20 protein-coding genes are annotated in these 18,768 nt (G+C 65.4%); 11 read left to right on the top strand and 9 right to left on the bottom strand.

All coding sequences use genetic code 11. From position 1 onward, the window contains the following. Window positions 1–102 precede the first annotated feature (102 nt). From JQ573_RS04795 to JQ573_RS04770, 6 genes are all read left to right on the top strand, one after another. Window positions 103–354 (top strand): exodeoxyribonuclease VII small subunit, encoded by a 252-nt coding sequence (locus JQ573_RS04795; RefSeq protein ID WP_092124735.1) that lies wholly within the window; start codon window positions 103–105, stop codon window positions 352–354. Window positions 355–900: 546 nt separating this feature from the next. Further along, a complete protein-coding gene (gene dxs / locus JQ573_RS04790) occupies window positions 901–2,829 on the top strand; it encodes a 1-deoxy-D-xylulose-5-phosphate synthase (RefSeq protein ID WP_092124734.1) in 1,929 nt (642 codons plus the stop codon). 136 nt (window positions 2,830–2,965) lie between these two features. After that, window positions 2,966–3,529, top strand: a complete 564-nt coding sequence (locus tag JQ573_RS04785; protein ID WP_212311488.1) for a nucleoside 2-deoxyribosyltransferase — start codon at window positions 2,966–2,968, stop codon at window positions 3,527–3,529. Next, window positions 3,526–4,299, top strand: a complete 774-nt coding sequence (locus tag JQ573_RS04780) for a TlyA family RNA methyltransferase (protein ID WP_312011356.1) — start codon at window positions 3,526–3,528, stop codon at window positions 4,297–4,299. Before JQ573_RS04785 ends, JQ573_RS04780 begins: the two co-directional genes overlap by 4 nt. Next, on the top strand, window positions 4,292–5,533 hold the full coding sequence (locus JQ573_RS04775; RefSeq protein WP_212311489.1) for a class I SAM-dependent RNA methyltransferase: 1,242 nt from the start codon (window positions 4,292–4,294) through the stop codon (window positions 5,531–5,533). Before JQ573_RS04780 ends, JQ573_RS04775 begins: the two co-directional genes overlap by 8 nt. Before the next feature lie 54 nt (window positions 5,534–5,587). Continuing rightward, window positions 5,588–6,433 (top strand): nucleotidyltransferase domain-containing protein, encoded by an 846-nt coding sequence (locus JQ573_RS04770; RefSeq protein WP_212311490.1) that lies wholly within the window; start codon window positions 5,588–5,590, stop codon window positions 6,431–6,433. A 204-nt stretch (window positions 6,434–6,637) separates the two neighbouring features. On the opposite strand, the gene JQ573_RS04765 is transcribed toward JQ573_RS04770, so the two are convergent. Then, on the bottom strand, window positions 6,638–7,486 hold the full coding sequence (locus JQ573_RS04765; protein ID WP_173641407.1) for a DUF1194 domain-containing protein: 849 nt from the start codon (window positions 7,484–7,486) through the stop codon (window positions 6,638–6,640). A 256-nt stretch (window positions 7,487–7,742) separates the two neighbouring features. Here JQ573_RS04765 and clpS point away from each other — a divergent pair, with 256 nt between their 5' ends. Beyond that, complete coding sequence (gene clpS, locus JQ573_RS04760) at window positions 7,743–8,048, top strand: ATP-dependent Clp protease adapter ClpS (protein WP_212311491.1); 306 nt, start codon at window positions 7,743–7,745, stop codon at window positions 8,046–8,048. Between the two features lie 6 nt (window positions 8,049–8,054). Here the strand turns inward: clpS and JQ573_RS04755 are convergent, their stop codons facing one another. The 4 genes from JQ573_RS04755 to JQ573_RS04740 form a co-directional block, all read right to left on the bottom strand. After that, window positions 8,055–8,942, bottom strand: a complete 888-nt coding sequence (locus tag JQ573_RS04755; RefSeq protein WP_212311492.1) for a DMT family transporter — start codon at window positions 8,940–8,942, stop codon at window positions 8,055–8,057. A gap of 12 nt (window positions 8,943–8,954) precedes the next feature. After that, a complete protein-coding gene (locus JQ573_RS04750) occupies window positions 8,955–10,148 on the bottom strand; it encodes an adenylate/guanylate cyclase domain-containing protein (RefSeq protein ID WP_212311493.1) in 1,194 nt (397 codons plus the stop codon). 132 nt (window positions 10,149–10,280) lie between these two features. Continuing rightward, window positions 10,281–11,369, bottom strand: coding sequence for a chorismate synthase (gene aroC, locus JQ573_RS04745; RefSeq protein ID WP_212311494.1), 1,089 nt, complete (start codon window positions 11,367–11,369; stop codon window positions 10,281–10,283). Between the two features lie 75 nt (window positions 11,370–11,444). Then, complete coding sequence (locus JQ573_RS04740) at window positions 11,445–12,044, bottom strand: histidine phosphatase family protein (protein WP_212311495.1); 600 nt, start codon at window positions 12,042–12,044, stop codon at window positions 11,445–11,447. A 174-nt stretch (window positions 12,045–12,218) separates the two neighbouring features. Between JQ573_RS04740 and JQ573_RS04735 the strand changes: the two genes are divergently transcribed. Together JQ573_RS04735 and JQ573_RS04730 are read left to right on the top strand one after the other, a co-directional pair. Next, a complete protein-coding gene (locus JQ573_RS04735; protein ID WP_092124724.1) occupies window positions 12,219–12,707 on the top strand; it encodes a sigma-70 family RNA polymerase sigma factor in 489 nt (162 codons plus the stop codon). A gap of 67 nt (window positions 12,708–12,774) precedes the next feature. Further along, window positions 12,775–13,539 carry an anti-sigma factor gene (locus JQ573_RS04730; protein WP_092124723.1) on the top strand — a complete coding sequence of 255 codons (765 nt, stop codon included), beginning with the start codon at window positions 12,775–12,777 and terminating at the stop codon, window positions 13,537–13,539. A 391-nt stretch (window positions 13,540–13,930) separates the two neighbouring features. Here the strand turns inward: JQ573_RS04730 and JQ573_RS04725 are convergent, their stop codons facing one another. Next, window positions 13,931–14,902 (bottom strand): DnaJ C-terminal domain-containing protein, encoded by a 972-nt coding sequence (locus tag JQ573_RS04725; protein WP_212311496.1) that lies wholly within the window; start codon window positions 14,900–14,902, stop codon window positions 13,931–13,933. Window positions 14,903–15,026: 124 nt separating this feature from the next. Then, window positions 15,027–15,434, bottom strand: a complete 408-nt coding sequence (locus JQ573_RS04720; protein WP_212311708.1) for an RT0821/Lpp0805 family surface protein — start codon at window positions 15,432–15,434, stop codon at window positions 15,027–15,029. Window positions 15,435–15,542: 108 nt separating this feature from the next. Here JQ573_RS04720 and pdxH point away from each other — a divergent pair, with 108 nt between their 5' ends. Together pdxH and JQ573_RS04710 are read left to right on the top strand one after the other, a co-directional pair. Next, the gene (pdxH, locus tag JQ573_RS04715; RefSeq protein WP_212311497.1) at window positions 15,543–16,184 is read left to right on the top strand and encodes a pyridoxamine 5'-phosphate oxidase; all 642 of its coding nucleotides are present in this window, start codon (window positions 15,543–15,545) and stop codon (window positions 16,182–16,184) included. A gap of 37 nt (window positions 16,185–16,221) precedes the next feature. Further along, complete coding sequence (locus tag JQ573_RS04710; protein ID WP_092124720.1) at window positions 16,222–16,974, top strand: SDR family NAD(P)-dependent oxidoreductase; 753 nt, start codon at window positions 16,222–16,224, stop codon at window positions 16,972–16,974. A gap of 143 nt (window positions 16,975–17,117) precedes the next feature. Here JQ573_RS04710 and JQ573_RS04705 read toward each other — a convergent pair whose 3' ends face one another. Together JQ573_RS04705 and JQ573_RS04700 are read right to left on the bottom strand one after the other, a co-directional pair. After that, complete coding sequence (locus JQ573_RS04705; RefSeq protein ID WP_176532935.1) at window positions 17,118–17,339, bottom strand: hypothetical protein; 222 nt, start codon at window positions 17,337–17,339, stop codon at window positions 17,118–17,120. Between the two features lie 131 nt (window positions 17,340–17,470). Next, window positions 17,471–18,448: a magnesium transporter CorA family protein gene (locus tag JQ573_RS04700; RefSeq protein ID WP_212311498.1), complete on the bottom strand. Its 978-nt coding sequence runs from the start codon at window positions 18,446–18,448 to the stop codon at window positions 17,471–17,473. Window positions 18,449–18,768 lie beyond the last annotated feature (320 nt).

Genomic DNA, 18,768 nt, shown 5'->3' with positions numbered 1-18,768 from the left:
AAAATTCGATTGATTCTGCGCCGGGGCAAGCATGGCCTGCGACAGGTCATGTTTGGACGACAAGATCCGATCACGGTCTGATCGGCGCACCGGGAACACATAATGGCCGAAAACGCTCAAGCCGACGTCAAGAAGCTCTCCTTTGAACGCGCGATCGAGGAACTCGAATCGATCGTCAAGCGGCTCGAGGACGGCAAGGTCCCGCTTGAGGAATCGGTCGCGATCTATGAGCGCGGCGAGGCGCTGAAGCGGCGGTGCGAGGAATTGCTGCGCCAGGCCGAAGCCCGCGTCGACAAGATCACCACCGACGCCTCGGGCCAGCCGACCGGCACCGAGCCGCTCGACGTGCAGTAGCTAGCGCCGCGAGGCGCAACCCTGCGACAGGATGTCCGCGATGGCGGGCAATTGTTGCTGCCTATTTCCGGCAATCCATCACGCCGCGGAGTGACCGCGGCAACCGGCTGCGGCTGCGAATCCGGCCGATCCGGACCGGCCGGCTGCCGCTAAAATGGCCAAATTGGAACCCGCCTTTGGCCCCAAGCATTGAAAAGTCTAGGTTTTTCAAAACAGCGCATAGGAACCCTGCGCCGCCTATCGGGTTGGCTTTGGTTACGGCTTTGGTGTAATGCTTCCAGTTCTATGGGCATTTGAGGGTGGCGGGCGGCCCGAATTATTCGGGCGGCATGCATCTCAAATGGTTCGACAAAACTGAACCGGGACGGGTGAAGAGCGACCAAGGTGATGCATATCACGTGGTCCAATCCGGAGTGAATCTAGGCTTACAACCAGGCAGGGCCTGCCGGGACGGCACCCAGTGTCTGGAATTCGCTGCGCGGTGAGCGCGCCAACCCATCTCGCGTCGGGCCGTTCGTTCCGACAGGCAAAAATTGGAAATTCGCTGTGACCACATTTAGTAAAACGCCGCTTCTTGACACTATTCACACGCCGGATGACCTGCGCAAGCTGAAGGTCGAGCAGGTGCGGCAGGTTGCCGACGAGCTCCGCCAGGAAACCATCGACGCCGTGTCGGTGACCGGCGGCCATTTCGGCGCCGGCCTCGGCGTGGTCGAACTGACCACCGCCATCCACTACATCTTCGACACCCCGCGCGACCGCCTGATCTGGGACGTCGGCCACCAGGCCTATCCGCACAAGATCCTGACCGGTCGCCGCGACCGCATCCGCACCCTGCGCACCGGCGGTGGCCTCTCCGGCTTCACCAAGCGCACCGAGAGCGACTACGATCCGTTCGGCGCCGCGCACTCCTCGACCTCGATCTCGGCCGGCCTCGGCATGGCCGTGGCGCGCGACCTCTCCGGCGGCAAGAACAACGTTATCGCCGTGATCGGTGACGGCGCGATGTCGGCGGGCATGGCCTATGAGGCCATGAACAACGCCGGCGCGATGAACTCGCGCCTGATCGTGATCCTCAACGACAACGACATGTCGATCGCCCCGCCGGTCGGCGCGATGAGCGCCTATCTGTCGCGCCTCTACTCCGGCAAGACCTACCGTTCGCTGCGCGAGGCGGCCAAGCAGATCAACAAGCGCCTGCCAAAGATCCTCGCCAACCGCGCCAACCGCGTCGAGGAATATTCCCGCGGCTTCATGATGGACGGCGGCACGCTGTTCGAGGAGCTCGGCTTCTATTATGTCGGCCCGATCGACGGCCACAATCTCGACCATCTGCTGCCGGTGCTGAAGAACGTCCGCGACATGGAGACCGGTCCGATCCTGGTTCACGTCGTGACCCAGAAGGGCAAGGGTTATGGCCCGGCCGAGGCTTCCGCCGACAAGTACCACGCCGTGGTCAAGTTCGACGTCGCGACCGGCACCCAGGCCAAGGCCAAGCCGAATGCGCCGGCCTACCAGAACGTGTTCGGCCAGAGCCTCGTCAAGGAAGCGCAGAAGGATGACAAGATCGTCGCCATCACCGCGGCGATGCCGTCGGGCACCGGCGTCGACATCTTCAACAAGGCGTTCCCGGACCGCACCTTCGACGTCGGCATCGCCGAGCAGCACGCGGTGACGTTCGCCGCCGGCCTCGCAACCGAAGGCTACAAGCCGTTCTGCGCGATCTATTCGACCTTCCTGCAGCGCGGCTATGACCAGGTGGTCCATGACGTCGCGATCCAGAGCCTTCCGGTCCGCTTCGCGATCGACCGCGCCGGCCTGGTCGGCGCCGACGGCGCGACGCACGCCGGTTCGTTCGACAACGCCTATCTCGGCTGCCTGCCGAACTTCGTGATCATGGCGGCCTCCGACGAGGCGGAAATGGTTCACATGGTGGCGACGCAGGTTGCGATCAACGATCGTCCGAGCGCACTGCGCTATCCGCGCGGCGAGGGCCGCGGCGTCGAGATGCCGGAAGTCGGCATTCCCCTGGAGATCGGCAAGGGCCGCATCGTCCGCGAGGGCAAGCAGGTCGCGCTGCTGTCGTTCGGCACCCGCCTCGCCGAGTGCGAGAAGGCTGCCGACGAGCTCGCCGCCCACGGCCTGTCCGCCACGATCGCCGACGCGCGCTTCATGAAGCCGCTCGACGAGGAGATGATCATGAAGCTCGCCCGCGACCACGAGATCCTGATCACCATCGAGGAAGGCTCGATCGGCGGCTTCGGCTCGCATGTCATGCAGTTCCTCTCCGACAACGCCATGCTGGACAGCGGCATGCTCAAGTTCCGCTCGATGATCCTGCCCGACGTGTTCCTCGACCACGACTCGCCGGCGGCGATGTATGCCCGCGCGGGTCTCGACGCCAAGAGCATCGTTGCCAAGGTCTTCGAAACCCTCGGCAAGGACTACAAGACCGAGACCGTCAAGCTCGCCTAGAGCCTTTCCGTTCCGATTGAATCGGAACGGAGCTCTGGATTTTTGTTTTGACGCGCTTTCTTCACGCGAAGTCGATACCCACTTCGCTTGAAAACGCTCTCATTGCTCGGGCGGTGCCCCTGGTGCCGGCAAGTCCATGAAAATCTATCTGGCAGGTCCTGACGTGTTCCTGCCGGATGCCGTGGAAATCGGCCGCCGCAAGGCGGAGGTGTGCGCCTATCACGGGCTGACTGGACTCTATCCGCTCGACAACAGCATCAATCCCACAGCCGCCGGCGCTTCACTCACCATCTTCAAAAGCAACGAGGCGATGATGGAGTCGGCCGACGCCGTCATCGCCAATTTGACGCCGTTCCGCGGCCCCAGTGCCGACGCAGGCACCGTCTACGAACTCGGCTACATGGCGGGACGCGGCAAGCTGTGCCTCGCTTATTCGAACGATCCCACGTCCTACGCCAATCGCGTGGCGCGGCTGCAGCAGGTCGTGCCGGCATCCGACGGACGCCTGATCGACGCGGAGGGACTGACGGTGGAAGAGTTTGGCTTGCCAGACAATCTGATGATGATGCATGCGCTCGAGCTGCACGGCAGTCCGCTGGTGACGCCGAGGGAGCCTGCGGCCGACCTCTGGCACGACCTCACCTCCTTCGAGACCTGCGTGCGGCTCGCCGCCGCGCAGCGCCGGCAGGCCGCCAAGTGACCAAGCAAGTGACCAAGCCGGGCGACAACGACAACGACGCATCCGCCGGCAAGCGCATCGACGTGCTGCTGGTCGAGCGCGGCCTGTTCGAAAGCCGGGCCCGGGCCCGCGCCGCAATCGACGCCGGCCTCGTCACCGCCGACGGCAAACAGATTGCAAAAGCCTCCGAGATCGTGGCGCCCGGCGCCGCACTCACGGCCGAACCGGCGCATCCCTATGTCTCGCGCGGCGGCGTCAAGCTCGCCGGCGCGCTCGAGCACTATCCGATCGACATCGAGGGCCATGTCTGCCTCGATGTCGGCGCCTCGACCGGCGGCTTCACCGAAGTGCTGCTTGCCAATGGTGCGAGTCTCGTCTTCGCCATCGATGTCGGCCACGGCCAGCTGCATCCCTCGCTGCAGGGGCATCCGAAGATCGTCTCGATGGAGGAGACCGACATCAGGAATTTCGAGGGCAAGCGGCTGCCGGCGCGGCCCGACGTCGTCGTGATCGACGTCAGCTTCATCTCGCTGAAGCTGGTGCTGCCGGTGGCGCTGTCGCTGGCGGCGGCGCCGATGCATCTCCTGGCGCTGATCAAGCCGCAATTCGAGGCGGCGCGCAAACACGCCAAGCGCGGCGTCATCCGCAACGCGATGGTGCACCAGGAGATCTGCGACGATATCGCCGCCTTTGCCGCCTCGCTCGGCTGCACCGACATTCAGGTGTTCCCATCATCGATCACGGGCGGCGACGGCAACATCGAATTCTTCCTCGGCGCGCGCCGTGGCTGAGCGTCTCACCATCGACCATGTCGGCCATCGCGGCGACGGCGTCGCGATCGACGGCGCGCAATCGATCTTCGTGCCCTACACGCTGGCCGGCGAAACGGTCGAGGTCGACGACGTTCCGGGCAATCATCCCGACCGGCGGCGGCTGGTGCGGGTGATGCAGGAAAGCCCCGAGCGGATCACGCCGTTCTGCCCGCATTTCGGCGTCTGCGGCGGCTGCGCGATCCAGCACTGGAATGACGCGCCCTACCGCGCCTGGAAACGCAACATCGTGGTCGAGACGCTGGCGCAGGCAAAGGTCGCGGCCGAAGTCGCGCCGCTGCTCGACGCCCATGGCTCGGGCCGCCGCCGCATCACGCTGCACGGACGCATGGGCACCCATGAGGTGCTCAAGGTCGGCTTCGCTGCGGCCGGTTCGCACGACATCATCCCGGTCGACCGCTGTCCGATCCTCGATCCGGCGCTCGACGGCGCGCTCGAGGCGGCCTGGGCCACAGCCGAGCCGCTGATCTCGATCGGCAAGCCGCTCGACATCCAGGTGACCGCGACCCTCAATGGCCTCGACGTCGATGTGCGCGGCTCCGGCGCGCTGCCGACCAGCCTGATCACCACTCTGTCGCGGGTCGCCGAGAAACACCGGCTGACACGCCTGACACGGCATGGCGAGCTGGTGCTGCAGCGCGGCTCGCCCGAGATTGCGATCGGAAAGGTGAAGGTCGTGCTGCCGCCGGGCTCGTTCCTGCAGGCGACCGCCAAGGGTGAGGAGACGCTTGCGGCGCTGGTTCGCGAGCATTGCGGACGCGCCAAGCACATCGCCGATCTGTTTTGCGGCGTCGGCCCGTTTGCGCTCCGCCTCGCCGAGAAGGCGCGGGTCACCGCCTTCGACAGCGACGCCGGCGCGATCGCGGCGCTGCAGAAGGCTGCGCAATCGACACCGGGGCTGAAGCCGCTCAGGGCCGAGGCGCGCGACCTGTTCCGACGCCCGCTGATGCCGCAGGAATTGCGCGACTACGACGCCGTCGTGTTCGATCCGCCCCGGCAAGGCGCGCAGGCGCTGGTCACCCAGCTTGCGGCGAGCAAGGTGCCGGTGGTCGTCGCGGTGTCCTGCAACGCCGCGACGTTTGCGCGCGACGCAAAGATCCTGATCGATGGCGGCTACAAGATCGCCGGCGTCACCCCGGTCGATCAGTTCCGCCACACCCCGCATGTCGAGCTGGTGGCGCGGTTTGCGCGCTGAGACATTGCTGCGACTATCGCAGCCCCGCGGCGGTCTCGCTATAATCCGCGTCGCATGTCCCACGATCCGGTGCTCGCGCGCATCATTCCCGTCCTTGCTGGCGTACCGGGCGTCGCCGCCATCGTGCTCGGCGGCTCGCGGGCGCGCGGCACGGCGCATGAGGCCTCCGACACCGATCTCGGCCTCTACTACCGGGACAGCGCCGCGCTGGACGTCGATCGGCTGCGCGCGGCGGTCACGGGCCTGGTCGATGATCCCACCGCTGCCCATGTGACGGCGGTCGGCGAATGGGGACCCTGGATCGTCGGCGGCGCCTGGCTTGCGATCGGCGGTCGCAAGGTCGACCTGCTCTACCGCAGCATCGACCAGGTCACGATGGTGATCGATGCCTGCCGGAACGGCGAGATCAGCATGCACTACCAGCCGGGCCATCCGCACGGCTTCTGCTCGGCGATCTGGATGGGCGAGGTGGCGCTGTGCCGTGCCCTGCATGATCCCGATGGCCTCATCGCGGCGCTGAAGGCGAAGACTGCGCCTTACCCGCCGGCCCTGCGCGAGGCGCTGGTCCGGCGCTTTCAATGGGAAGTCCTGTTCGCGATCGAGAATGCCGAGCTTACCGTGCCGCGCGGCGACGGCACGCATATCGCCGGCTGCGCCTATCGCGCGCTGGCGTGTATCGCGCAGGCGCTGTTTGCACTGAACGGGCAGTATCTGATCAACGAAAAGGGCGCGTTGGCGCAGGCGGCGAATTTTCCGGTGACGGTGCGTGGCCTCGCCGGGCGCGTTGCCGAGGTGTGGCGGCAGATCGGCGCCGCCGAGCACGCCGTCGCGATGCAGACGCTCCGCGAACTCGAGAGCGACGTTCAAGATATTTGCTCGGGGGTTAGCGAACAACCGTAGGATGGGTAGAGCGCAGCGAAACCCATCGCGGCGAAACGAAATTGACGGGTTTCGCTGCGCTCTACCCATCCTACAAACTGAAGAACGACGTCGGAAGATTTGTAGGGCGGGTTAGCGCAGCGTAACCCGCCATGTCTTGCGCAAGAAGCGGTGGATTACGCCTTCGGCTAATCCACCCTACGAATCTACAAGGCTACGCAATCGCTACCGCCCCCAGCGATCCTGCCAGATCTTCTCGCCGATCGTGCAACTGACCCGCGGCTCCTTCTCGGCGGTCCGCACGATCGGGCGCTCGGGGGTGCGGCCGGCGACCTCGAGCAGCAGCTTGGTGCGGATCGCTTCCTTGAACTTCTCGCGATCCTTGATCGACACCACGAAGGAGCCGGGCCCGCCGATCACGCAGTCCTCGTAGTAGTAGTCGAGATTTTCGATATCCATCGTCGAGTAGGACGGCTCCTTCACCATGATCGGCAGGCCGTTGATGACGATGCCCTTGTCGAGCGCTGCATCGCGCGCGGGCGTGATCGGCGTGCCGTTGTTGTTGGGGCCGTCGCCGGAAATATCGATCACGCGGCGCAGGCCGCGATGCGGATTCTCGTCGAACATCGGGATCGCGAAATAGATCGCGCCCGAGATCGAGGTGCGCGAGGCGCGGCGCACCGGCGTCTTCATGATCTCGGCGGAGACTGCATCGGCGGATTCGGGGCCGTCGATCACCCGCCAGGGAATGATGACCTTCTGGTCGTTGGAGGCGGCCCATTCGAAATAGGTGATCGAGATCTTGCCGTTCGGGCCGGCCTTCAGCGCTTGCAGGAACTCCTTGGAAACGATCGCTTGCGCATAGCCCTCGCGCTGGATCGCGAGCTCGTCCATGTCCATCGAGTAGGAGACGTCGACCGCGATGATCAACTCGATGTCGACGCTCGGCGTGGATTCCTTTTCGGCCAGCCGGCCTGTCTGTGTTCCCGGGCCGGGCGCGGCAACACCGGCCACATCGCCGCTGGCCAACATGCCCGCGACAAGCACCGCTCCGATCGAGACATACCAGCGCATTGCGGCCCTCCCGTCGTGTCCCGTCATGGTGACACGCAAATCAGGCGGCGAAAAGCGCAGATATCATCTGTCCTTCACATTCAAGTTAGAGGCCTGCAAGTTAGAGGCCCGCAAGTTAGTCGCTAGCAGGTTGGACGTCGCTTGCCCGAATGCGGCAACACGCGCCGTGCGGTTGCCGCAATGACGCCGTGCAAATCGAACGGTTCCAACACGTGCAGGAAGACGGTATTCTTACGGGCAATCGCGAGGGAGTGCGATGCCCGATACCGTCGTCAAGCCGAGAACCAGGACCAAGACCAAGGTCGAGCGGCCGCGCCTACACAAGGTGATCCTGGTCAACGACGACTACACGCCGCGCGAATTCGTCGTCACCGTGCTGAAGGGTGAATTCCGCATGACCGACGACCAGGCCTACAAGGTGATGCTGACCGCGCATCAGCGCGGCGTCTGCGTGGTTGCGGTGTTTGCCAGGGATATCGCCGAGACCAAGGCGACGCGCGCCACCGACGCCGGCCGCGCCAAGGGTTATCCGCTGCTGTTCACCACCGAGCCCGAGGAGTAGCGGCCATCACCCGCCCGCTGGCCGCGCGAGCTGCGCCCGCTGGCTCAGCGCAATGTCGGCGACGACCGCCCCCATCACCAGCGCGCCGCCGATCAGGGCGCGCGGCGACGGCACCTCGGCAAACGCCAGCCACACCCAGAACGGCATCAGCGGCGTTTCAAGCGTGGCGATCAGCGACGCCTGCGCGGACGGCAGCAATCTCGAGCCGACCGTAAACAGGGTGAGGCCGAGACCGACCTGGCATGCCCCGAACATCGCGAGCACGCCGAGATCGGTGCCGGTGACCGCGCCGACGCCGAGCCCCAGCGGCAAGCTCACGGCGCTGCCGAGAAAGTTCGAGAGCGCCGCGGCGGCAATCATCGGCGTACCCTTGTGCCGCCGGATCACCACCGTCATCAGCGAAATCGCCAGCACCATCACGCAGGCAAGGCCGATGCCCCTGTAATCCGTGATGCCGCCGGCGCCGCTGACGGTAATCGCCACACCTGCGAGTGCGACAAGGCTTGCGAGCAATGTGCCGGGCCGCACCCGCTCACCGAGCCAAAGCCGGGCGATCGCGGCCGCCGCAAACGGCTGCATCGCGATGAGAATGGCGACATTGGCGACGCTGGTCAGTTGCAGCGCCGGAATGAACGTCACCATGCCGAAGGTCGAGAGGCCGGCCACCAGCCATCCGCTCGCGGGCATCACGACGAGATCGCGCGCGCCGCGCCAGCCCTGCGTGGCAACCAGGAAGAGCGCAATCGCGCCGCCACCGAACAACCCGCGCCAGAACAGGATGGTCCAGGAATCGAAGTGCAGCAGCCGGGTGAAGAACGGCGCGGTGCTCCAGGCCGCGGCAGCCGCCACGACCAGCGCGATCCCGGTGCGATGTTGCGCGTCCTTGTCGGCCACCGCACGCAGCCGCTAGCCGGCCGCCGCAATCGGCGCCTCGTCGAACAGGCCGTAGACGCGTTCGGCCTTGGCAAATCCCGCGATCGGAAACTCGCCGAGATCGCTCCAGCCGCTGTCGTGAATGCCGGCGAAGCGCTCGGAAGCCACCACGGTGCGGCCGAGGCGGCCGGCGATCTTCTCGAGCCGCGCGGCGAGATTGACCGCCGGACCGATGCAGGTGAAGTCGAGCCGGTTGCCGCCGCCGATATTGCCGTAGAGCACGCGCCCGAGATGCAGCGCGACGCCGAAGCGGAAGCGCTCCACCGCGTCGCCATTGGGGAATTGCAGCGCCTCGACGCCGGCGCGCGACTCGCGCGCAGCCTCCAGCACCCGCGAGCAAACCTGCGCCTCGTCGCCGAGATATTCGTCGACCGGAAACACCGCGAGCAGGCCGTCGCCCATGAACTTGAGCACCTCGCCGCCATGGTCGCGGATCGCGGTGACCTGGCAATCGAAGTAGAGGTTGAGGATCTCCACGACGGTTTCGGACGGCAAGCGGTCGGACAGCGCGGTGAAGCCGCGCAGGTCGGACAGCCAGATCGCCGCATCCATGGTGTCGGCGCTACCGCGCCTGATCTGGCCGCCCAGGATGCGCTCGCCGGCCCGGTTTCCGACGTAAGTGTCGAGCAGCAGCGTCGCGGTGCGGCGCAGCGTGACGATCTCGATGTAACGCGACAGCGGGATGGTGATCGAGCGGATCGCATCGAGCTGCTCGTCGGTGAAGCCGCCCGGCTGCTTGGTGGTCCAGCTCGAGGCGTTCGGGGGGCCGGCGGTGTTGATCAGCGGCACCGCGATGTAGTCGGTGACACCCTCCGCCTGCAGATCCACGACGATCGGAAAGCGGGTGCTGGCGGGGTCGTCGAGCCGCGCGCGCACTTCAACGCCCTGCTTGAGGACGATCGCCAGCGGGCTGACGGCAAATTCCGGGGCGTCCAGGATGTTGTGATCGACCGTGCCGGTCTCGACCTCGGCGCCAAGCCTCCAGATGAAATGGCGGCCGTAGATCTCGGGATGCAGCGTGCGCACGAAGACGCCGACGCGCCACAGCGGCAGGCCGGCCCGCACCAGGCGTTCGCAGCATTCCGCCATCATTTGCGCCGGGGTCGGTGCCGAACGCGCGCCGCCGATCATCCATTCGATGATGTCCCGAAGCTCCGACGCGTTCATGGCATTCCCCAGGCGAGCACCCGATCCGGTAGCTACCAGTATATAGGGGCTAAGGCATGATCCGGAAAAGTGTGAAGCGGTTTTCCGAAAAGATCATGCCCAAACAAGAAGCTAAGGCGCAGTGATCGCGCCTTAGCGCCCGGTCTGCCCGCGGTCGCGCAGAAAATGATCCGCCAGCACGCAGGCCATCATGGCCTCGCCCACCGGCACCGCGCGGATGCCGACGCAGGGGTCGTGGCGGCCCTTGGTCAGGATGTCGGTGTCGGCGCCCTTGCGGTCCACGGTCCGGCGCGTGGTCAGGATCGAGGACGTCGGCTTGACCGCAAAGCGCACCACCACCGGCTGGCCGGTCGAGATGCCGCCGAGCATGCCGCCAGCATGGTTGGAGAGGAAACGCGTTCCGTTGTTGCCGGTCCGCATCTCGTCGGCGTTCTCCTCGCCGGTGAGTTCGGCGGCGCCGAAGCCGGCACCGATCTCGACGCCCTTGACCGCGTTGATGCTCATCATCGCGGAAGCCAGATCGCTGTCGAGCTTGGCGTAGATCGGCGCGCCGAGCCCGGCCGGCACGCCCTCGGCGACGACCTCGATGACGGCGCCGATCGAGGAGCCGCTCTTCCTGATGCCGTCGAGATAGCTTTCGAAGAACGCCGCCTTGTCCTTGTCGGGACAGAAGAACGGGTTGTTGGCGATCTCGTCCCAGTCCCACTTCTCGCGGTCGATCTTGTGCGGGCCCATCTGCACCAGCGCGCCGCGCACCTTCACCTCGGGCAGGACCTTGCGCGCGATCGCACCCGCCGCGACGCGGGTAGCGGTCTCGCGCGCGGAGGAACGCCCGCCGCCGCGATAGTCGCGCAGGCCGTATTTCGCCTCATAGGTGAAGTCGGCATGGCCGGGGCGGAACTTGTCCTTGATCTCGGAATAATCCTTCGAGCGCTGGTCGGTGTTCTCGATCAGGAGCGCGATCGGCGTGCCGGTCGTGACCTGCACGCCGCTTTCCGGATGCGCCATCACGCCGGACAGTATCTTCACCGCATCCGGCTCCTGGCGCTGGGTGGTGAAACGCGACTGCCCGGGCCGGCGGCGGTCGAGGTCGCGCTGGATCTCCTCCACCGTCAGAGGGATCATCGGCGGGCAGCCGTCCACCACGCAGCCGATCGCGACCCCATGGCTCTCGCCGAAGGTCGTGACGCGGAACATATGGCCGAAAGTATTGAAGGACATAGCGTGTCGTAACGCGCAGGGTCGGCAGCGTCAAACGGGTTTCATGACCCCAAGGACGTGGCTGGCCGGGCGCCCTTAACTATATTTCCGCAGGCCAGCCGCGCTGAACACGTAGACCGCTCCCTGCTCGATTGTGAGGTCGGCGGCCGAGGCCGGCGTCTCGAAGCCGAGCGCCACCATCAGCGCCCGCGCCGTGCCGCCATGGGCGACGGCGACGGTGTCCGACGTCACCGAGCCGTACCACTCGGTCATCCGCGCCTGCACGTCGACATAGCTCTCGCCGCCCTCCGGCGACACCGTCCACTTCTCGGCCAGGCGGCGGGCATAGACGACGGGGTCGGCGGCCTGCGCCTCTGCCAACGTCGAGCCTTCCCACGTCCCGTAAGCGATCTCGCGCAGCCGCGCGTCGAGGGCGTAGTCGCCCGGCGGCAGGCCCAGCTCGGTGCGCACCAGCTCCATGGTCGCGCGGGCCCGGAGCAGTGGGCTTGCGACGAACGGCAGCGTCGTCTTGTCATGGCCGTCGCGCGCCAGGAGATCCGCGAGGATGCGGCCGGATTGTGCCGCCTGGGCGCGGCCGCGCTCGTTGAGAGCAATATCCTGCACGCCCTGAAGCCGGCCTTCGGCGTTCCATGAGGTCTCGCCGTGGCGGATGTAGTAGATCGTTGGCACCGGCATTCGCTTCGAATTTTTCTGGCCCGGAGGTACACCAGCACTTCGGCTGGCGACAAGCCCAAATCGGCCGCAGCCGAGGCGCTATGCGCACAGCTCGGTGCAACCGGAATAGCCACGCCGTTAGGGTGTTATGTTGAGCAAGGCGGCTATCGCCGCAACCATCGAAGACTGGGATGCATGACCGCGTTTCGTCAAAGTGTCGAAGCCATGATTCCAGCGCTCCGCCGCTATGCGCGCGCGCTGGTGCGTGACTCGGATATCGCCGATGATTTGGTGCAGGACACGCTGGTGCGCGCGCTGCGCTCGGAGCGGCTGTTTCTCGGCGGCGACGTCAGGAGCTGGCTGTACACGATCCTGACCAATCTGAACAAGAACCGGAGGCGCTCGCTGGCGCGGCGGCCGGCCTTCATGCCGCTGCTCGACAACAATGCCGACGCCAGCGGCACCGAGGCCGAGGGACGCGACATCGAACGCGCGCTGTCGACGCTGGTCGAGGAGCAGCGCTCGGTGCTGCTGCTCGTGATGCTGGAGGGCATGAGCTACCGGGAGGTCGCTGACATCCAGGGCGTGCCGATCGGCACGGTGATGTCCCGCCTCGCCCGCGCGCGCGCCCATGTACGGGCCTCGATCGAGGGCCAGCGCCCGGCGCTCCGGCGGGTGAAATGATAATGTGCGCGATGACAGATGTTATGCATGAACGTTTTTCGAACAAGATTTGGCAGAGACGATTGATATGACCGACCCGAACATCCCCGTCACCGAAGACGAGCTCCACGCGTACGTCGACAACGAGCTGCCGGCCGAACGCCGTGGCGATGTCGAGGCGTGGCTCGCCACGCATCCCGACGACGCGGCGCGGGTGCAGTCATGGCGCGCGATGGCCGAGACATTGCATGCGCGCTACGACACGGTGCTGGACGAGGCGGTGCCGAAGCGGCTCGAGCTCGAGCGGCTGGTGCGCCAGCCGCGCCGCTGGGTCTATGGCGCGGTGGCGGCGACGCTGATGGCCTTCATCGCCGGCGGTGGCGTCGGCTGGATCGCGCGCGGCGCCGCGGCGACGCCGTCGGCCTTCCAGAGCTTCACGCTCGATGCGCTGGATGCGCACCGGCTCTACGTGGTCGAGGTCCGTCATCCCGTCGAGGTGCCGGGCAGCGAGCGCGACCATCTGCAGCAATGGCTGACCAAGCGCTGCGGCTGGGACGTCCGCGCGCCCGACCTCACCGGGCTGAAGCTGGTCGGCGGCCGCCTGCTGCCGGGGCCGAGCGGGCCGGCGTCGTTCCTGATGTATGAGAGCACGTCCGGCGAGCGCTTCACGGTCTACACCGCCAAGGCGAAAACCGAGGCGACCCAGATGCGCTATGCCGTCCAGGGCGGCGACGGCGCGCTGTTCTGGGCCGATCGCGGCGTCGCCTATGTCGTCAGCGGCGGCACCGACCGCACGCGCCTGACCCAGGTCGCGCAGGCCGTCTACGATCAGATGGAGAAGAACGGCGGCTGATCTCCCGTAGATTTACGGGGCGATCAGCCGCCTCCATTGTGCCGTTTCGAGCAAGTGAATCCAGCCTCACTCGGCGTCCCAATTCCGACATTGAAAATTTCGATTCGCGTCATGGACGCGTCTCATTGTCGTACCGGATGCTCACGCGAAGATGATCCGCGCCCGATCCGCCGATCGGCGCACGCGGCCTCGATTGGGGTTTTGTGTACCGCGCTGGTCCCCCTCTCGAGGCCGCACTCTTTCTCCGGAGTCCGATCTGCACGCCGCAGATTTTGGACTTCGGACGGCCGGTCATCCATTGACGCCCTCGCAACGGCTGCGTCTACCCCGATAGAGTCCGGGGTGGTGCAGTTTCGCGTCTCTTGCGTCTTTTGGGGCGCGCTCTCGGCGGTCAGCCGAGATCGCTGCGCGGATTGTAGGAATTTCGCTCCCGCCACGTCTGCATCAATGCCTCAAGCTCGGCATCGTTCCCGTCGGGTAGGATGATGCGGGTCGTGACATAGAGGTCGCCGACGGCGCCCGCCTTCGACAGCCCCTTGCCCTTGAGGCGGAAGGTACGGCCGCTCGAGGTGTTCTTCGGGATCGACAGTTCGACCGCGCTGCCGAGCGTCGGCACGCGGACCTTGCCGCCCAGCACCGCCTCGTAGAGGGTAATGGGCAGATCGATCCGGAGATCGTTGCCGTCGACCTTGAAGAACGGATGCGGCGCGATCGAGATCGTGATCAGGAGGTCGCCGGGCGGGTGGCCTTGCGCGGTGTCGCCCTGCCCCTTCAGCCGGATCTGCTGGCCTGCGGTGACGCCGGGCGGGATCTTGACGTTGAGCTCACGGCCGGTCGGCAGGCGGACGCGCTTGTCGCCGCCCCCCGCCGATTCCTCCAGCGACACCGTCATGGCGACCGAAAGATCGAGGTCGACGCCGACCCCGCCGCCTTCGAATTCAAACGGGCTGGCCCGCCCTCCGCGCGCGCCAGCGCCGCCACGCGCGGCGTTGCCGAACATGCTGTTGAGGATGTCCTCGAAGCTGCCGCCACCCATGCCGCCGCCGGGGCCGGGGCCGCCGCGGAAACTGTACTCGAAGCCGCCGGGACCGGCACGGCCGCCGGCGCCGGCGCCGCCGCCGGGGAATCCCTGGAAGCGCGGCTTGCCGTCGGCATCGATCTCGCCGCGGTCGAACTGCTTGCGCTTGTCCTCGTCGCCGACGATCTCGTTGGCCGTGTTGATCTCCGCAAAGCGGGCAGCCGCCTTCGGGTCATTCTTGTTGTTATCAGGGTGATGCTTCTTGGCGAGCTTGCGATAGGCGCTCTTGATCGTCGCAGCGCTGGCGCTCCGCTGCACCCCCAAGACCTCATAGGGGTCGCGCATCCGTCACGTCTCCTTCACGGGAAAATCAGTTGTGGCCGGGAACCCATCCGGGCCCACTTTGCCTTCATGTGGGGGCTCAGTGGCATTTTTGCAACTAGCTTGGCGCCGGCATCGGCCGGAACTTTCAGGACTTACTCCAAGGCTTCAGGCTATGGATTTGCCACCGGCCTTGTCCAGACTTGCAGGCGGCGCCCTGCAGCCAGGTCTCGGTGGCTCCATTGACATAGCTGGCGAGAAAATCCCGGCACGTCTTGCCGTCCTCGCCCGCATAGGCCTGGGCCAGTGGCGTCACCGAGCCGCGTGCGCCGGTCTGGGGATTTTCCCAGGGCTGGCTGGAATCCTTGTCGCCCTTGGTCAGCACGTCGGAGGCGGCGTTGCGGGCAAACGCGAGATCGCTGTCGGTCGGCATCACTGCGCTGACCTGGGTCGGGTTGATCGAGCCCGTCACATCCTTGTCGTCCATCTTGGCGAAAGCATCGGTGCGCGACAGGCTGCAGCCGCTTGCACCGACGCCGATCAGGATCAAGGTCACCACCGCGCCCGCAGGGTGGATCGCCGATAGGCCAACGCGCGCCCATGCCCTATATAGGGCTAGAAACGCGCTCTCGGACGCGGGCGAATGCAAATCGGGACTCCTGACATGACCGACACGACCTCCATCAAACACCCGACACCGTTAACATCGGGTGATTTCACCGCGGCGGAGGAGCCGTTCGCCCTGTTCGGCGAATGGTTTGCGGAAGCGGTCAAGTCCGAGCCGAACGATCCGAACGCGATGGCGCTCGCAACCGTCGATGCCGACGGGCTGCCCGACGTGCGGATGGTGCTGATGAAGGGCTTCGATGCCGACGGCTTCGTGTTCTACAGCCACATTGCCAGCGCCAAGGGCCGCGAATTGGCCGCAAACCCTAAGGCCGCTTTACTGTTTCACTGGAAATCGCTGCGCCGTCAGGTGCGCATCCGCGGGGCGGTGACGCCGGTGACGGACGCCGAGGCCGACGCCTATTTCGCCACCCGGCCGAAGCAGGCGCAAATCGGCGCCTGGGCCAGCAAGCAATCGCAGCCGCTGGAGAGTCGCTTCGCGTTCGAGCAGGCGATCGCCAAGGCCGGCGCGAGATACGTCATCGGCGAGGTGCCGCGTCCGCCGGGCTGGAGCGGCTGGCGGATCACGCCGCAGCGCTTCGAGTTCTGGCACGACCGCCCGTTCCGCCTGCACGACCGCATCGAATTCCGCCGCGACGGCGCCGGCAGCGCATGGTCGAAGGTGCGGCTCTATCCGTGATGACGACAGCTTAAAAGACGCCAACCTGAAAGACACCATGTCCCCTCCTTCCAACGCGCCGCGCCGTACCCTGCTCCTGACCGGTGCCAGCCGCGGCATCGGTCACGCCACCGCGATCCGGTTTGCTTCCGCCGGCTGGCGCGTCATCACCTGCTCGCGGCATGCATTTCCGGAAGTCTGCCCCTGGGGCGCTGGACCGGAAGATCACATCGAGGTCGATTTCGGCGACCATGACGACACGGTTCGCGCCATCAGCGAGATCCGCAAACGGTTGGTGAACGACGAGTTGCACGCGCTGGTCAACAATGCCGCGATCTCGCCGAAGGGGGCGGGCGGCGCGCGGCTCGGGACCATGGACACCGATATCGAGACGTGGCTGCACGTGTTCCGCGTCAACTTCTTCGCGCCCATCATGCTGGCCCGTGGACTGATCGACGAGCTCAGGCACGCCAAGGGCGCGGTGGTGAATGTCACCTCGATCGCCGGCTCGCGCGTGCATCCGTTCGCCGGCGTTGCCTATGCGACCTCGAAAGCCGCGCTGGCTTCACTGACGCGGGAAATGGCATCCGACTTCGGCCGCGTCGGCGTGCGCGTCAATTCGATCGCACCGGGCGAGATCGATACTTCGATCCTGTCGCCGGGCACCGAGAAGATCGTCGACCAGCAAATCCCGATGCATCGCCTTGGCACTCCGGACGAGGTCGCCAAGATCATCTACGTGCTGTGCACGGAAACCAGCTCCTACGTGAACGGCGCCGAGATCCACATCAACGGTGGCCAGCACGTCTGAGCTGTGGTTTGGATGTTATTTCGGGGAAGGAAGCGAGAGGTTCGAGGCGATCCCGGCCGCCGCCGCGGCCGTCACGTTGGGATTGCTTCGATTGTAGGCGTAACGACGCAGACGAGGCTTCTGCCTCCAAAAGGCCTCAGCCTCTAGTCCGCATAAAACCGACGAGATTTCTTCTCAAGCGGCTGCAGCGCGATGTCGTTCAACGCGCTGGAGCAATCGTCTTCGTCCTCGCCATCCAGCAACGCAGCGCCACAGTAGCGGCAAAGTCTCGGCGAGATCGCCTGCACCTTGCCTGCTGCGCGGTCGTGTTGATAGCGCGCAAAGTCGATGACGTTACGCCGTGGCGTTATGATCTTCTCAACCATTGCTGTCCTCCGGCTTCGAGGCGGGCGTTATCGCAGACAAGTTTCGCCCAAACGTTCAGCGCAACGCTCAAATTTTAGCAGAGGAAATAAGGCAGAAAGCGCGTCCCAAAACGCGACGTGTGGAACCAGCGCTACAGCCACTTTTTCCACTTGAAAATCCAGTACGGCACGATCGCCGCGATCAGCATCAGCACCAGCGCATACGGATAGCCGTGCGCCCATTCGAGTTCCGGCATTGCCTTGAAATTCATGCCGTAGACCGAGGCGATCAGCGTCGGCGGCATCAGCACCACCGCCATCACCGAGAACAGCTTGATGATGTTGTTCTGTTCCAGATTGACCACGCCGAGCATGGCGTCGAGCACGAAGGTGATCTTGTTGGAGAGATAGGAAGCGTGGTCGGTCAGTGAGGCCACGTCACGCTGCATGGTCTTGAGCTGCTCGCGCATGTCCTTGGACCATTTCACGCCCTCCACGATCGCCGAAAGGAACGTGACGAGGCGGCCGATCGAGACCAGGCTTTCGCGGACCTTCGAGGTCAGGTCGCCCTTGCGGCCAATCGCGATCAGGATCTGCGAATACTGCTTGGCGTGGCCGTGGCGCTGGCTCTCCGGTTCGAAGATGTCATGGGAGACCTGGTCGATGTCGGCCCCGCAGCGCTCCAGAATGTCGGCGCAGCGGTCGATCACCGCATCCAGCAGTTCCATCAGCACCTGCTCGCCGGTGAGGCCGGGGGAACAGGCCCGGGCCAGCTTGTTCTCGACCAGTGCGAACGGCTTCGGCAGGTCGTAGCGCACCGTGACCAGCCGATGGCCGGTCAGGATGAAGGTGACCGCCGTGGTGCGCGGCATATCGGTGTCAGACTGGCACATCAGCGTCGCGGTCATGTAGCGCGCGCTGTTCTCGATATAGAGCCGGCTGGAGATCTCGATCTCCTGCATGTCTTCCCGGGTCGGAACCGCAATCCCCGCGAGCTTCTCGACGGCCCGGTCCTCCTCGACGGTCGGGTTCACCAGGTCGACCCAGACCGCGCCCTCCGGCAGCACGCCGAGGTCGGTGACGGCGGCCTTCTTGAGAGAGAAATCGGAGGGAACGAACACCGACAGCATCACGAACTCCGAGACACAGGATTGGGAACAGGGCTGGCAAGACCCGTCGACTTAGCGCGATTCTGGCTGGCGCTTCATGACCGGGCGATTAACCGGACATCCACCTTTGTGGCGGCAAGGCGGCGGTGAATGTGACGTCGAAGCAGCATCGATTGAACAAGCGTTGCCTGTTTGCACAAAAACTGGCCCCACACCAGAAGACTTGCGGCAAAAAAGCCACAGGCGACGTCCCGCGATGCGGGAAAGGCATCTAAACTCTGGGAATAATGGCACGTTTCGGCAATAATGCCCGTCATGGAATCGTGGCGTTTAGGGCGCAA

The sequence above is a fragment of the Bradyrhizobium sp. AUGA SZCCT0105 genome, from assembly GCF_018129565.1.
Lineage (GTDB): Bacteria > Pseudomonadota > Alphaproteobacteria > Rhizobiales > Xanthobacteraceae > Bradyrhizobium.
Note: the sequence above shows the minus strand (reverse complement) of the source record. Positions and strands in the feature narration are given on the sequence as shown.

Coding starts and splice junctions, on each gene's coding strand:
- JQ573_RS04765 (WP_173641407.1), bottom strand. CDS start 7,486: ATGCGCTGGTATGTCTCGATCGGAGCGGTGCTTGTCGCGGGCATGTTG.
- JQ573_RS04710 (WP_092124720.1), top strand. CDS start 16,222: ATGTCCCCTCCTTCCAACGCGCCGCGCCGTACCCTGCTCCTGACCGGT.
- JQ573_RS04795 (WP_092124735.1), top strand. CDS start 103: ATGGCCGAAAACGCTCAAGCCGACGTCAAGAAGCTCTCCTTTGAACGC.
- clpS (WP_212311491.1), top strand. CDS start 7,743: ATGCCCGATACCGTCGTCAAGCCGAGAACCAGGACCAAGACCAAGGTC.
- JQ573_RS04730 (WP_092124723.1), top strand. CDS start 12,775: ATGACCGACCCGAACATCCCCGTCACCGAAGACGAGCTCCACGCGTAC.
- JQ573_RS04750 (WP_212311493.1), bottom strand. CDS start 10,148: ATGAACGCGTCGGAGCTTCGGGACATCATCGAATGGATGATCGGCGGC.
- pdxH (WP_212311497.1), top strand. CDS start 15,543: ATGACCGACACGACCTCCATCAAACACCCGACACCGTTAACATCGGGT.
- JQ573_RS04785 (WP_212311488.1), top strand. CDS start 2,966: ATGAAAATCTATCTGGCAGGTCCTGACGTGTTCCTGCCGGATGCCGTG.
- JQ573_RS04700 (WP_212311498.1), bottom strand. CDS start 18,448: ATGCTGTCGGTGTTCGTTCCCTCCGATTTCTCTCTCAAGAAGGCCGCC.
- aroC (WP_212311494.1), bottom strand. CDS start 11,369: ATGTCCTTCAATACTTTCGGCCATATGTTCCGCGTCACGACCTTCGGC.
- JQ573_RS04725 (WP_212311496.1), bottom strand. CDS start 14,902: ATGCGCGACCCCTATGAGGTCTTGGGGGTGCAGCGGAGCGCCAGCGCT.
- JQ573_RS04735 (WP_092124724.1), top strand. CDS start 12,219: ATGACCGCGTTTCGTCAAAGTGTCGAAGCCATGATTCCAGCGCTCCGC.
- JQ573_RS04770 (WP_212311490.1), top strand. CDS start 5,588: ATGTCCCACGATCCGGTGCTCGCGCGCATCATTCCCGTCCTTGCTGGC.
- JQ573_RS04740 (WP_212311495.1), bottom strand. CDS start 12,044: ATGCCGGTGCCAACGATCTACTACATCCGCCACGGCGAGACCTCATGG.
- JQ573_RS04705 (WP_176532935.1), bottom strand. CDS start 17,339: ATGGTTGAGAAGATCATAACGCCACGGCGTAACGTCATCGACTTTGCG.